The sequence below is a fragment of the Phenylobacterium sp. genome (assembly GCF_965229015.1).
In the GTDB taxonomy this organism is placed as follows: Bacteria; Pseudomonadota; Alphaproteobacteria; order Caulobacterales; family Caulobacteraceae; genus Phenylobacterium.
Genome location: NZ_CBDDIM010000001.1, coordinates 611,641 through 625,737 on the forward strand (window position 1 = coordinate 611,641; position 14,097 = coordinate 625,737).

Annotated in this window: 10 protein-coding genes; 6 read left to right on the plus strand and 4 right to left on the minus strand. The window is 70.5% G+C overall.

Annotated elements, in window-relative coordinates:
* Nucleotides 1–34 precede the first annotated feature (34 nt).
* Nucleotides 35–1,534, plus strand: a complete 1,500-nt coding sequence (gene glpK / locus ACO06I_RS03000) for a glycerol kinase GlpK (protein WP_421931147.1) — start codon at nt 35–37, stop codon at nt 1,532–1,534.
* Here glpK and ACO06I_RS03005 read toward each other — a convergent pair.
* Genes ACO06I_RS03005 through ACO06I_RS03015 form a run of 3 tightly spaced genes read right to left on the minus strand, consistent with a single transcriptional unit; the run spans nt 1,531 to nt 4,495 of the window.
* A complete protein-coding gene (locus ACO06I_RS03005) occupies nt 1,531–2,307 on the minus strand; it encodes a dienelactone hydrolase family protein (RefSeq protein WP_421931148.1) in 777 nt (258 codons plus the stop codon). The genes glpK and ACO06I_RS03005 overlap by 4 nt on opposite strands.
* 38 nt (nt 2,308–2,345) lie before the next feature.
* Nucleotides 2,346–3,740 carry an MmgE/PrpD family protein gene (locus ACO06I_RS03010; RefSeq protein ID WP_421931149.1) on the minus strand — a complete coding sequence of 465 codons (1,395 nt, stop codon included), beginning with the start codon at nt 3,738–3,740 and terminating at the stop codon, nt 2,346–2,348.
* Nucleotides 3,737–4,495, minus strand: coding sequence for an IclR family transcriptional regulator (locus ACO06I_RS03015; RefSeq protein ID WP_421931150.1), 759 nt, complete (start codon nt 4,493–4,495; stop codon nt 3,737–3,739). The genes ACO06I_RS03010 and ACO06I_RS03015 overlap by 4 nt, the downstream gene beginning before the upstream one ends.
* A gap of 53 nt (nt 4,496–4,548) precedes the next feature.
* On the opposite strand from ACO06I_RS03015, the gene ACO06I_RS03020 reads away from it, so the two are divergent.
* Both ACO06I_RS03020 and ACO06I_RS03025 read left to right on the plus strand, forming a co-directional pair.
* Complete coding sequence (locus tag ACO06I_RS03020) at nt 4,549–6,180, plus strand: carboxylesterase/lipase family protein (RefSeq protein ID WP_421931151.1); 1,632 nt, start codon at nt 4,549–4,551, stop codon at nt 6,178–6,180.
* Between the two features lie 31 nt (nt 6,181–6,211).
* Nucleotides 6,212–7,774, plus strand: coding sequence for a carboxylesterase/lipase family protein (locus ACO06I_RS03025; protein WP_421931152.1), 1,563 nt, complete (start codon nt 6,212–6,214; stop codon nt 7,772–7,774).
* Here the strand turns inward: ACO06I_RS03025 and ACO06I_RS03030 are convergent.
* On the minus strand, nt 7,771–8,388 hold the full coding sequence (locus ACO06I_RS03030) for an HAD-IA family hydrolase (protein ID WP_421931153.1): 618 nt from the start codon (nt 8,386–8,388) through the stop codon (nt 7,771–7,773). The genes ACO06I_RS03025 and ACO06I_RS03030 overlap by 4 nt on opposite strands.
* A gap of 112 nt (nt 8,389–8,500) precedes the next feature.
* Between ACO06I_RS03030 and ACO06I_RS03035 the strand changes: the two genes are divergently transcribed.
* The 3 genes from ACO06I_RS03035 (at nt 8,501) to ACO06I_RS03045 (ending at nt 13,943) form a co-directional block, all read left to right on the plus strand.
* Nucleotides 8,501–9,271, plus strand: a complete 771-nt coding sequence (locus tag ACO06I_RS03035; RefSeq protein WP_421931154.1) for a class II aldolase/adducin family protein — start codon at nt 8,501–8,503, stop codon at nt 9,269–9,271.
* Between the two features lie 260 nt (nt 9,272–9,531).
* Nucleotides 9,532–10,722 carry an efflux RND transporter periplasmic adaptor subunit gene (locus tag ACO06I_RS03040; protein WP_421931155.1) on the plus strand — a complete coding sequence of 397 codons (1,191 nt, stop codon included), beginning with the start codon at nt 9,532–9,534 and terminating at the stop codon, nt 10,720–10,722.
* Complete coding sequence (locus ACO06I_RS03045; RefSeq protein ID WP_421933592.1) at nt 10,722–13,943, plus strand: efflux RND transporter permease subunit; 3,222 nt, start codon at nt 10,722–10,724, stop codon at nt 13,941–13,943. The genes ACO06I_RS03040 and ACO06I_RS03045 overlap by 1 nt, the downstream gene beginning before the upstream one ends.
* Nucleotides 13,944–14,097 lie beyond the last annotated feature (154 nt).

Here is a 14,097-nt window from a genome sequence, read left to right on the forward strand (position 1 = left end):
CACTGTGCAGCTTGTAATGAGTTTAGGGGGCGAAATGGCCGAACCTTTGATCCTGGCCCTGGACCAGGGGACCACCTCCACCCGCGCCATCCTGTTCGACGCCCAGGGCCGCGCCCTGGCCGAGGCCGGTCGTCCCCTGGAGCAGTTCTATCCTGCCGACGGCTGGGTGGAGCACGACGCGAACGAGATCTTCTCCACCAGCGTCACGGTGATGGCCGAGGCGATCGCCAAGTCCGGGCGGCCGATCGAGGACATCACCGCCATCGGCATCACCAACCAGCGCGAGACGGTGGTGATCTGGGACAAGATCACCGGCGAGCCGATCCACCGCACCATCGTCTGGCAGGACCGCCGCACCGCGGCCACCTGCGAGCGCCTGCGCCGCGCGGGCCACGAGCCCCGGGTCACCGAGATCACCGGTCTGCTGCTGGATCCCTATTTCTCCGGCACCAAGATCGCCTGGCTGCTGGGGGACATCCCCGGAGCCCGCGCCCGCGCCCAGGCCGGCGAACTGCTGGTGGGCACCATGGATTCCTGGGTCATCTGGAAGCTGACCGGCGGCAAGGTTCACGCCACCGACGCCACCAACGCCTCACGCACCCTGCTGTTCGACATCAAGCGCCAGCGCTGGTCCGACGAAATGCTCGCCATGCTCGACGTCCCGGCCGCCCTGCTGCCCCAGGTGCTGGACTGCGCCGCCGACTATGGGGAGACCGACGCCGCCCTGCTGGGCCGCGCCATTCCGATCCGCGGCGTGGCCGGCGACCAGCAGGCCGCCCTGATGGGCCAGGGCTGCATCGCGCCCGGCGAGATGAAGGCCACCTACGGCACCGGCTGCTTCATGCTGGTGAACACCGGCGAGACCGCGCCCCTCTCGCGGGCCAAGCTGCTGACCACCGTGGCCGCGCGGGTGAAGGGGCGGACGACCTACGCCCTGGAGGGCTCGATCTTCATCGCCGGCGCCGCCCTGCAATGGATCAACGAGGGGCTCAACGTGCCCGGCGGCGGCTCTGCCATCGAGGCCCTGGCCCAGAGCGCCAAGGACGACCACGGGGTGGTCATGGTGCCGGCCTTCACCGGCCTGGGGGCGCCCTGGTGGGACGCCGAGGCCCGGGGCGCCCTGTTTGGCCTGACCCGCGACACCACCCTGGCGGAGATTTCCCAGGCCGCCTTCGACGCCTGCGCCCTGCAGACCCGCGACCTGGTGGAGGCCATGCGCGCCGATGCGCCCGAGGCCTTCGGCAAGTCGGTGGAGATCCGCATCGACGGGGGCATGTCGCGCTCCTCCTGGTTCAGCCAGCGCCTGGCCGACCTCACCGGGGTGCCGGTTGGCCGGGCCACCTATCAGGAAACCACGGCGCTGGGCGCGGCCCTGTTCGCGGGGCTGGGGGCCGGCGTCTACGCCACGGTGGAGGACGCCGCCGCGTCGCGGCCGGCCACCGAGCGCCACGATCCCAAGCTCGACGCCCACGGCCGCGAGGCCGCCTATGCCCGCTGGCTCGACGCCGTGGCCCGGGTGCGGACCGAGGGCTAGGGCCGCTCCAGGTGACGCTTCCAGAAGGCCAGCCAGGCCTCGCGTTCGTGCGCCGGAATCTCCACGTGGCGACCAGGATTGATGTGCATGGTCTTTTCGGATGATCCGAAGGCGTTGAACAGGGCCAGGCCCTGCTCGCGGGTCATCAGTTCGTCCTCCCACTGGAACACGAACATCAGGGGGATGCGGATGCGCTCGGCGGCGGCCCTGTGGTCCTCGAGCCCCGGGAAGACCCCGAACAGGCCGAAGGTGGCGCAGGTGATCCGCGGCTCGTCGGCCACGAAGGGCACGCCGAAACGGGTCCCCATGGACACGCCCCAATAGCCCACCGGCTGACCCGCGCCGATCTCATCCAGCCCCTGGACGGCGTCCAGCGTGGCCTTCCACTCGGCCACGTGCTTCACCGCCACGGCGGCGTCCCGCGAAGGTCTCGATGGCGCGGCGGGACGCTCGCCCTTCTGCGCCGCCCGACCGGCCTCGGCCGCCGCCGCCCGCGCCTTCTCCGCCTGCTCCCGGGTGATCCGGTCCCCGTGGCCCGGCGCGTCGATGGCGACGGTGGCGTAGCCCAGCTTCTGCGCATGGCCGATGGCCGCCGCCGTCAGGTTGGCCACCTTCTTGTGCTGCGATCCGCCGTGTCCCATCAGGATCAGGGGGCGGGGCCCCTCGGCGCCCTCCGGCGTCCAGATGACGCCTGGCACCGCGTCGCCGTCGACAGTGAGCCGGAATTCGCGCCGGGTGACGCCGTCCTCGGTCTTCTCGCCAATGAATTCCATGGTCTCTCCCCTTCAAGCGGCGGCCGTCTTCGCGGCCGTCAGGTTGCGATTAGTTGGGCCAGCACGGCGGCCTGAGGCAGGGTCTCGATGCCGGCCACCGCCCGAACCACCGCCTGCGCCCGCTCGGCGCCGAGACGCGGTGTCATCAGCTCCAGGGCCTTGGCCTCCACCTCGCCGGCGTCCATCGGGTGCGACGGGAAGCCGGTGACGTGGGGGACATAGACCTCACGGATCGCGCCGTCCTTCAGCCGGACGATGACGCGGGCGGACTCGGTGCGTGGCTGTCCGGGCGGAGTCTCCTGGGCGGGGTCGTGAACCACATCGACCTTGGCCATCAGGGCGTGGACGGCGGCGTCGCCGCCCATCCGCTCCAGGGACTGGGCCGAGACGAAGTCCAGCCGGCGGTCGATGAGCATGATGGCCGTCAGATAGCGCAGGTTGAGGGCCGGCATGGCGGCGTCCCGGAAGGCTTGCCACCGTCCCGGCATCTCGATGCGCACGCCGTCCACGGCCTTGGCGTCGAGGTCGGGCAGCAGATCCAGCAAACCCTTCACGGCCGGCTGGGTGGGCCCGCCGACGGGATAGCGCTTGTAGGCGGTGTGGATGAGCTCGGTCCGCTCCCCCAGCCCCTCGATCAGGCCGGCCCGGTCGGCGTCGCCGCCGGTGAAGATCGCCGAGCGCATCCAGCCCTCGGGATGGTCCAGGCTGTCACGGACGCCGGTGAAGCCCGCCTCGGCCATCAGGGCCGCGTTCAGGCCGGCGCGCGCGCCCATGCCGGCGAAGACGAAGGACTTCTCCACGTGCTCGACGTCCAGCAGCCACTGCCAGGACCCGCCCGCCTGCTGCACGCAATAGGTGATGACATCGGGGATGCGGTCCTCCGCCAGTCCCAAGATCGACGCCGCCGCGGCGCCCGCGCCGAACACCGGCCCAATCCCGTGATTGGCGATCCCCGCGCGGCGCAGGTTGCCGATCCCCAGGGCCTTGGGCATCCGGCCCGCCAGTTCGTAGCCCGTGATCACGGCGCGCAGCACCGCCTCGCCGGACAGTCCGCGCTGCTCGGCCAGGGCCAGGGCGACGCTGACCACCGCGGGACCCGGTTGCACGAAGGCCGAGGGGATGAAGTCGTTGATCTCGGCGCCGTGGGCGGCCATGGCGCTGGCGAAGGCCGCGTCGCTGAGGGAGGCCGTCGCGCCCGTGCCCAGGATCGTGGCCGCGTTCTGCCAGGCGTCGCCGGACTGGGCGATGGCGAAGTCCCGGGCCAGCCGCGCAGGCGCCAGGTCGCGGCAGGCGACGATGGAGGCCAGGGTGTCCAGAATGTGCAGCCGGCCCAGGCTCAGGAAACTCTCCGGAATCGCCGCGGTCTGGCTGTGGGCGATGTAGGCGCAGAGCGCCGGCCCGACCGGCGCCGCCTCGTCCCGCGCCGCGGTCAAAGGCGCCCCACCCGTTCGGCCATGCTGGCGCAGGTGGAGAGCAGGTGCTCGATGATCTCCCGGCGGCCTGCCTCGTCCACCCGCTCGGCGGGGGCCGAGACCGAGATCGCCGCGGCCGCCTCCGGGCCTCGGGTCATGATCGGCGCGGCGAAGCCGACGACTCCCGGCTGGTAGCCGGCCATGGCGTAGCCGCGCTCCCGGACCTGTTCCAGTTCCGCCGTCAGGGCCGCGATATCGAGGCGCCGCCTGTCGCCCAGGGCCGCGGCGGTTCGCTCCAGCACCGCCCCGGCGTCGCCGGCATGGGCCAGGATCGCCTTGCCGCCCGCCGTAAGCGGGGCAGGGACCCGGCTGCCGATCCGGGTGGTGAAGCGGATCGGTCGCGGCGAGATCATCTTGTCGAGATAGAGGACGTCGTCGCCGGCGCGGATCACCAGGCTGACGGTCTCGCCGGTGGCCCGCTGCAGCTCCTGCAGGAACCCCGACGCCGCCCGCTTGATCGGGTGCTCGGTGATGACATTGGCGCCCAGTTCCCAGAGCTTGAGGGTCGCGGAATAGCAGCCTGTCTCTGCGCTCTGCTGCGCGAAGCCGAGGCCGATCAGGGCGGCCAGGATCCGGTGTGCGGTGCTCTTCTGGAGGCCGAGCCGCAACGCGACGGCCGACAGCCTCAAGGGCTCCGGCGACTGCGCCAACACCTCGAGCACCGCGAAGGTGCGGGGCACCACGCCTTCCGCCATCGAGACCAGTTCCGCCGTCATCGGCTCTCTCCCCTTGGTTGACATGATCTGCCCTGGAGCCGACCATCGTGTCAATGGAACGTCGTTCCGTACGATGGAACGACGGCAATCCGGAGCGGGGCATGGGAAGCGATGTGGCGGTGAGCACGGGCGACAGGGTGCGGACGAGCGCCGTGGTGGAGACCGCCCAGGGCAAGGTCCGCGGCGAACTGTTCCGCGGGGTCTCGATCTTCCGCGGCATTCCCTATGGCGCGCCTACCGGCGGCGCGAACCGCTTCCGCCCGCCGCAGCCGGCGGCGCCGTGGTCCGGGGTGCGCGAGGCGGTCCTCTATGGCCAGACCGCGCCGCAGACCCGCAGCACGCTGTCCGACGGCGGCTATCCCGGCAACAAGCCGGAGATGGGGGAGGACTGCCTGGTCCTGAACGTCTGGACCCCAGGAGCGGACGAGGCCCGTCGGCCGGTCATGGTCTGGCTGCACGGCGGCGGCTTCGAGGCCGGCTCGGGCTCGTCCATCCTCTATGACGGGGTCAACCTGGCCTCGAAAGGCGATGTGGTCTGTGTCAGCCTGAACCACCGGATGAACGTCTTCGGGCACCTGATGCTGCAGGACGCCCTGGGCGACGACTTCGCCGGCTCCGCCAATGCCGGATACCTCGACATCGTCGCGGGCCTGGAATGGGTGCGAGAGAACATCGGCCGCTTCGGCGGCGATCCCGGCAATGTCACCATCTACGGCCAGTCCGGCGGCGGCCGGAAGGTCAGCATCTCCATGGCCGCCAGGGGCGCCAAGGGCCTGTTCCACCGGGGCATCGTCCAGAGCGGCTCGCACCTGCGGCTCACCCCGCGCGACCGGGCCAACGAACAGTTGGACCGTCTGCTGGCCCACCTCGGCCTCAGCCGGGCCGACGCGCGCAAACTGCAGGACCTGCCCTTCGTCGACCTGGTGAAGGCCAACCGGGCCCTGTTGCGCGAACATCCCTCGCGCTTCTCGCCCACCCTCGACGAGGTGGTCTTCGACGCCCACCCGTGGGACCCGGCGGCGCCGGCCCTATCGGCCGACATCCCGATGATGATCGGCACCTGCCGGACCGAGCTGTCCAACCAGGTGGGCAGCGCCGACGAGACCACCTTCAGCCTGGACGAAGTGAGCCTCGCGGAGCGGCTGAAGGGCTATCTGCCCGCCGAGGATGTGTCCGAGATCGTGGAAATCTTCCGCCGGGAAAGTCCTGAAGCCTCGCCCTCCGAACTGTTTTTCAAGATCACCACCGCGCGAGGCTATTGGCGCGACAGCGTCCTGCAGACCGAGCGCAAGGCGGCCCAGGGGGCTGCGCCGGTGTGGTCCTACCGGCTGATGTGGCGCACCCCCGTGGAGGGTGGGCGGCGGATCACGCCCCATTCCCTGGACCTGCCCTTCATGTTCGACAACGTGTCCAAGGCCCCGCACATGGTGGGCGAGGCGAGCGAGGAGACGGCCGCCATGGCGCGCCAGATGAGCCAGGCCTGGCTCGCCTTCGCCCGCACCGGCGATCCCAACACCTCGGCGATCCCGGCATGGCGGCCCTACGACCTGGAGCAGCGCACGGTGATGCTGTTCGACACGGCCTCGACCAGCGCCAGCGATCCGCATCGCGAAGAGCGGCTGGCGATGGAACGCTACCCGACCCAGCAGCTCAAGGGGACGCTGCACCGGCAGCCGGCGGCCTGATCCCGACGCGTCCTGAATTCCGGAGACGACCATGACCACTGACCTCAAGCCGGCGCCGCTCGCCGCCGGCGAAGCCAAGCTCTTTCCCATCGTCGAAACCGCGGACGGAAAGGTGCGCGGCCTGAGGTCCGGACGCATCGCGGTGTTCAAGGGCCTGCGCTACGGGGCCGACACCTCGGGCGCGAACCGGTTCGCGCCGCCCCAACCCGTCAAGCCCTGGGCCGGGGTCCGCGACGCCCTGGACTACGGGAATATCGCCCCGCAGATCCCGGGCGACCGGCGGCACGCCTATGCCGACCTGATCCTCAACGACGTGCAGCCCGGCGGCATGGGGGAGGACTGCCTGGTGCTGAACCTCTGGACGCCCGATCCCAATCCCGCGGCGAAGCGGCCGGTGATCGTCCGCTTCCATGGCGGCGGCTTCTATGGCGGCTCCAGCAACAGCCCCGGCGGCGATGGCGAGATGCTGGCGCGCTTCGGGGATTGCGTGGTGGTGACCGTGAACCACCGCCTGAGCGCGTTGGGCTATCTCTATCTGGGGGAGGAGGGCCCCTTCGCGGACTCCGGGGCGGCGGGCATGCAGGACCTGGTGGCGTCCCTGCGATGGGTGGCGCGAAACATCGAGGTGTTCGGGGGCGATCCGGCCCGCGTCCTGATCGTCGGCCAGTCCGGGGGCGGGGCGAAGGTCAGCCACCTCCTGGGCATGCCCGTGGCCAAGGGGCTGTTCTCCAGCGCCGGCGTGATGAGCGGATCGCGCCTCACCGCCATGACCCGGGACCAGGCCGCCAAGGCCGCCGACCAGCTGCTACGCGTTCTGGGTCTGCGCGCCGACCAGATCAAGGCGCTTCAGGCCGTGCCTTTCTCCACCTTGCTGGCCGCCCAGGCCGAGGTGGAGGCGGAGGATCGGTCGCGGGGCGAGGCCCCGCGATCCTTCGCGCCCGTCCTTGGCCAGGCGATCCCGCACCATCCGTTCGCCCCCGGCGCGCCCGAGGAGTCCCTGGACATCCCGCTGGTCGTCTCCACCGCCCTGGATGAGCGGACCTATCGGGAAACCAATTTCGAAATGGGCTGGGACGAGGTCCGGCAGAAGCTGGAGCGTCGCGTGGGCGCCGAGGCCGGCATGCTGCTGGCCGCCTATCGCGATGAGGACCCGCAGGCCACGGCCTTCATCGTCAACGCCCGGATCAATTCCGACACCTCGTTCCGGCTGGGAGCCAACACCATGCTGGAGCGCCGGGTGGCCGCCGGCGGGGCGCCGACCTGGGCCTATCTGTGGGCCAGCCCGAGCCCGGCCTTCGGCGGCCGGTACGGCGCCGTGCACGGCATCGACGTCGCCTATTCCATGCACGACATCCGCTTCCCCCTGGCCGGGCCGACGGCGGACAACCTGCGGCTGGCCGACGAGATCGCCTCGGCCTGGGTTTCGCTGGCGGCGACCGGAAGGCCGGACAATCCCGCAACGCCCGCCTGGGCGCCCTACGACCTGGCCGAGCGCAACACCCTCGTCTTCGGCCATCCCACACAATCGGCCGGCGATCCGCGCAGCTTCTTCCGCACCTACTGGGAGCAGCACGCGGCGAGCCGGCGGGGTTAGCCTGAGGCGAGCCCGTAGAGGTCATCAAGGTCCCGCAGGTACTGCGCCCGGTCGGTGAACAGCCGGGCCTCCAGGCCGCAGGCCAGGGCGGCCTCCACATTGGCCGCCTTGTCGTCGAAGAAGACCAGCTCCTCGCGGGGCAGGGGGATGGCCGCCAGCATGGCCTCGAAGAAGGCGGCCTGAGGCTTGGCGGCCCCCAGGCGACAGGAGAGGTGGAGGCCGTCGAACAGGGCTCCGTAGCCCAAGCCCTGCTCCAGGTGCGCGGCCCAGAAGGCGTCCTGGTTGGAGCCGACATGACAGGCGATCCCGGCCGCCCGAAGCCGGCGGACGTCCTCCAGCATGGCCGGGTCCGGTTCGATGGCGCGCGTCCTCCAGTCGTCGAGGAAGGCGGCGGGCCCATGCGGCCATCCGGCGGCCTCCAGGGCCCGGGCGCAGGCGGCGACGAAGGTCTGGGCGTCGGACAGTTCGGCGGCGCCCAGCCGGCCATAGAGATCGTCGACGAAGGCCCGGGCCCGGAGCGCCGGCCAGAGGCCGTCCTCGACGGCGAAGGGGCCCGCGTGTTGCAGCACCCCGTCGGCGTCGAAGATCACCCCGCTCAGCTTCCTCGGACTCATGGGGGGCAGCTTCGGCCGGGGCATGCGCGCCGACAAGCCCGGCTTGACGCTGGGGCCCCGCGGCGCGACCCTGTAACCAACGATCACCAACGATCAGACGAGGGAGGCCGCCATGGCCGATGGTTCGCTTGCAGGCGTGAATTCTCTGAAGGGCAAGGTCAGCGCGGAGGAATGGGAAGCCCGCGTGGACCTCGCCGCCCTGTATCGCCTCGTGGCGCTCTACGGGTGGGACGACATGATCTACACCCACATCTCGGCGCGGATTCCGGGGCCGGAACACCAGTTCCTGATCAACCCCTACGGCATGTACTTCGGGGAGATGACCGCCTCGTCCCTGGTCAAGATCGACCTGGACGGCAAGATCCTCCAGGAGACCCCGTACTTCATCAATCCGGCGGGCTTCACCATCCACTCGGCGATCCACGCCGCGCGCGAGGACGCCAAGTTCGTCATGCACCTGCACTCCGACCAGGGCGTCGCGGTCGCGGCCCAGAAGGAGGGCCTGCTGCCCCTGTCGCAGCACGCCTGCATCGTCCTGCCCAGGCTGGCCTATCATGACTATGAGGGCATCGCCCTGAACCTGGACGAGCGCGAGCGCCTGGTGGCCGACATCGGCGACAAGACCCTGATGCTGCTGCGCAACCACGGCACCCTGTCGGTGGGGGAAAGCGCCGCCGACTGCTGGACCGGCATGTACTACCTGGAGCGCGCCTGCCAGATGCAGGTCATGGCCCTGTCGGCCGGCCGCGAGAACGTGCTGTTCGCGCCCGAGGCCGCCCAGACCGAGGTCAAGGGCCAGGTCATGCGCGGCATCGGCGGCAAGCTCGCCTGGCCGGGCGCCCTGCGCCGACTCGATCGGGAGCTGCCGGGCTACGACGCCTGACCGCGCACGGATGATTTTGGCATAACAACAGTCTGCGGGCGCTCCTGACGGGGCGCCCGTTTTCTTGGCGCTAACCGATTGATTACAAGGCTCGCCCCCGCCAATTACGGCGATTGGGCGGTCTGTCTGCGTCCTATTTCCGGCCAGACACGTACAGCCATCGTTCTGTCACTGGACGGGCGCTACGTACTGACCATAAGACCGCGCGATAATTGAACCCCATTGCCGCCCGCATTATCGAGGCGACGGAGTCCCCCCGCTTGCTACGACGCCATTTCTTCCTCGCCGGCGCGGTCCTTGTGCTGATCCTCATGTTGATCGCGGGCGCGTACAAGCTGACCCTCGGTAAGAAGGCGAGCCCGGGCGGCCCCCCCGCGGCCATGGCCCAAGGGCCCGGCGGCGGCCAGGCCGGCCGGCAGGGCGGCGCTGGACGTCCCGGCGGCATGGGCGGCATGGGAGGTCCCGCGGAGGTCTCGGTGGTCGCCATCCAGGCCCGGCCCTTCACCGACACCATCGACGTGATCGGCGTGGCCAAGGGCCGCCAGTCGGTCACCCTGACCGCGGCCGCCACCCAGCTGGTGGAGCGGGTGCGCTTCTCCCCCGGCCAGGCGGTCGGCAAGGGCGCCGTGCTGGTGGAGCTGAAGGCCACCGAGCAGGACGCCGGCCTCGCCCAGGCCCGGGCCAGCATGGTCCAGGCCCAGCGCGCCTATGACCGCTACAAGGCCCTCGGCCAGCAGGGCTTCGCCTCGAAGGCCATGATCGACCAGTACGAGGCCAACTATCTCTCGGCCAAGGCCAATGTCGCCGCCGCCCAGGCCCGCCAGGGCGACCGGCTGATCCGCGCGCCCTTCTCCGGCGTCGTCGGCCTGTCGGACATCGCGCCGGGCGCTCTGATCAATCCGGGCGCGGCCATCGTCACCCTCGACGACACCAGCGCCATCCGGGTCGATTTCCAGGTGCCCGACCGCTACATCGCCTCGGTCCGCCAGGGCCAGCCGGTCACCGCCACGGTCGACGCCTATCCCGGCGAGCAGATCAGCGGTCGTATCGCCCTGCTGGACACCCGCATCGACGAGAAGACCCGGGCGCTCACCGCCCGCGCCGAATTCCCCAATCCCGACCGCCGGCTGAAGCCCGGCATGATGATGCGGGTGGCCATCGCCCAGGGCACGCGCGTCGCGCTGTCGGCCCCGGAATCGGCGGTCTCGGTCCAGGGCGACAACGCCTTCGTCTATGTGCTGGCCAAGCAGGGCGACAAGACGGTGGCCGAGCAGCGCCCGGTGGTCACCGGGGTGCGCCAGGACGGCTTCGTGGAGCTGAAGGACGGGGTCGCCGCCGGCGACCGCGTGGTCGGCGACGGTCTCAACAAGGTTCAGCCCGGCCAGGCCGTTCGTCCGGCCGGCCAGGGCGGCCAGCGCCAGGGAGCGGGCGGCGCCCGGCCCGCGGCATGATGCTGTCCGACATTTCCGTCCGCCGCCCGGTGCTCGCCGCGGTGGCGGCGATCATCCTGTGCGTGGTGGGGCTGGCCTGCTTCACCTCGCTGTCGGTCCGCGAACTTCCCAGCGTCGATCCGCCCGTGGTCTCGGTCAGCACCACCTATCGCGGCGCCTCGGCCGAGGTGGTGGAGGAGCGGATCACCGAGGTGATCGAGCGCCAGGTCGCCGGCATCCAGGGCATCGACCGGGTCAATTCCTCCTCGCGGGACGGCACCTCGCGGATCAGCGTCTCCTTCAAGCTGGACCGCGATCTCGACACCGCGGCCAACGACGTGCGCGACGCCGTCAGCCGGGTCACCTCGCAGCTTCCCGAGCAGGCCGACCCGCCGCAGATCGCCAAGGCCAACGCCGACGCCTCGCCGATCATGTTCCTGGCGTTCTCGTCCGACAAGCTGAACCGGCTGCAGCTCTCCGACTACGCCAACCGCTACCTGGTGGAGCGGATCTCCACGATTCCCGGCGTCGCCCAGGTGAACCTCGGCGGCAGCCAGCTCTATTCGATGCGCATCTGGCTCGATCCCCAGGCCATGGCCTCGCGCGGCATCACCGTCGACGATGTCGAGACCGCGCTGAACGCCCAGAACCTCGAACTCCCGGCCGGCGCCCTGGAGGCCCCCGCCAAGGACTTCACGATCCGCGTCGCCCGCGGCTATTCCACGCCCGAACAGTTCCGCGAGCTGCCGGTGACCGCCTCGCGCACCGCGGCGACCACCTCCGCCAGCGTGGCCGGCGAGGGCGGGGCCCTGGGGTCCAGCGCCGCCGCCGGCGGCGCGGCCTCGGCCAGCGACGCGGGGTCCAACGCCTATGTCACCCGGCTGGGGGATATCGCCCGCATCGAGGAAGGGGCCGACGAGCGTCGCCGCACCTTCCGCTCCAACGGCCGCGACATGGTGGGCATCGCCATCACCCGCCAGAGCCAGGCCAACGACCTGGAGATCTCCAAGGGGGTCGCCGACCAGCTGCCGGAGATCAACAAGTCCCTGCCGCCCGGCACCAAGCTGGAGATCGCGGTGGACTTCACCGTCTTCACCAAGCACGCGATCCAGGAGGTCTGGATCACCATGGCTATCTCGCTGGCCCTGGTGGCGCTGGTGAACTTCGTCTTCCTGGGCACCTGGCGGGCGGCGGTCATCCCCTCCGTGGTGGCCCCGATCTGCATCCTCTCCACCTTCATCGTGCTCGCCCCCCTGGGCTTCTCCATCAACCTGCTGACCCTGCTGGCCCTGGTGCTGGCCATCGGCCTGGTGGTGGATGACGCCATCGTGGTGGTGGAGAACATCCAGCGCCGGGTGGACGAGGGCGAACCCCCGGTGGTGGCCGCTCAGCGCGGCGCCCGCCAGGTGTTCTTCGCCGTGGTGGCCACCACCGTCGTGCTGATCTCGGTCTTCGCGCCGCTGATGTTCCTGCCGGGCTATATCGGCAAGCTGTTCGTGGAGCTGGCCGTGGCCATCACCGCGGCGGTGGCCTTCTCGGCCCTGCTGGCGCTCAGCCTGTCGCCGATGCTGGCCTCCAAGCTGCTGCGCCCGGCCCAGGGCGAGGGCTTCATCGCCCGCCACGTCGACTCCGGCATGGGCAAGCTGCGGGCCTCCTACCACGCCTCCCTCGACGCCCTGCTGGGCCGGCGCGCGGCCTCGGTCTCCGCGGTGGGCCTGGTGGTGGTGCTGGCGGGCCTGGCCTTCGTCCTCTTCAATACCCTGCCGCGGGAGCTGGTCCCCAACGAGGACCGCGGCCGCGTCGACATCAACATCCAGGGTCCCGAGGGCGCCGGCTACGACTATACCCTGCCGGCCGCCAAGCAGGTGGAGGCCCGCCTTCAGGCCCTGCTGAAGGACGGGACCATCAGCCGCTACACCCTGGGCGTTCCGCGCTTCGGCCAGAACCAGTTCAACACGGGCAACGCCAACGCCGCCCTGCCGGACGACGCCAAGCACAAGATCAGCTCCCAGGACCTCGCCGCTCAGCTCAACAAGGACTTCTCCAAGATCACCGCCATCCGCGCCATCGCCTCGGTCCGCCCGAGCCTGCAGCGGGGCGGCGGCGGCGGGGGCAATGTCGACCTGATCGTGGTGGGCAACGAGTATCCCGAGATCGAGCGCCTCATCCGGCCGCTGATGACCGCGGTCCAGGCCAATCCCGGCATGGCCCGGCCGCGCCTGGACTATGAGCCCACCTCGCCGCGACTGCTGGTGGACCTCGACCGCGACAAGGCCGCCACCCTCGGGGTCTCGGCCCAGTCGGTGGGCCGGGCGCTGGAGACCATGTTCGGCTCGCGCAAGGTCACCACCTATATCCGCGACGGTCAGGAATACGACGTCATCCTGCAGACCGACCGCGCCAACCGCCAGAACGAGAGCAACCTGGCCAACCTCTATGTGCGCACCAACTCCGGCGCCACCGTCCCGCTCTCCTCGGTGGTCACCACCCATGTGCGCGGCGACACCCCCGACCGCTCCCGGGTCGATCGCCTGCGGGCCATCACCCTCTCGGTCCAGCTCAATCCCGGCTACACGGTGGGCGAGGCGGTGACCTTCCTGCAGGCCGAGGTGGCCAAACATCCCGGCACCACGGTGAAGTGGGGCGGCACGGCCCGCGACTACCTCGAGGCCGGCGGCGCCGTGGGCCTGGCCTTCGGCATGGCCCTGCTGCTGGTCTTCCTGGTGCTGGCCGCCCAGTTCGAGAGCTGGATCCACCCGGCGGTGATCATGCTCACCGTGCCGGTGGCGGTGCTGGGGGGCCTGTTCGGCCTGCTGGTGGCCGGCTCCACCATCAATACCTACAGCCAGATCGGGTTGATCATCCTGGTAGGCATCGCCGCCAAGAACGGCATCCTGATCGTGGAGTTCGCGAACCAGCTGCGCGACGACGGCCTGTCGATCCGCGAAGCGGTGATCGAGAGCGCCTCCCTGCGCCTGCGGCCCATCATCATGACCTCCATCTCGGCGGCGGCGGGCTCCATCCCGCTGATCGTCTGGGGCGGGGCCGGCGGCGAAAGCCGCAAGACCATCGGGGTGGTGATCTTCTTCGGGGCCATCTTCACGACCCTGCTGACCCTGTTCATCGTGCCGATCTTCTACAACCTGCTGGCCCGCTTCACGAAGTCGCCGCTCGCCACCTCGCGCCGCATCGAGGCCTTCGAGGAGGCCGAGCAGACCCGCGCGGCCAACGCCGCCGAATAGGCAAGAGCCCTCCCCGCCGAGGCGGGGAGGGAAGTGCGTCTATGGGATGGTTGCGCCGGCGGCGACGGGGGCGTCGCACAGCCGGCGCCGGCATGACCCCAGCGGGGGAGGCCACGCCCCTAGACCCGCCCTCACCAGGGGGGAGACGGGCGGG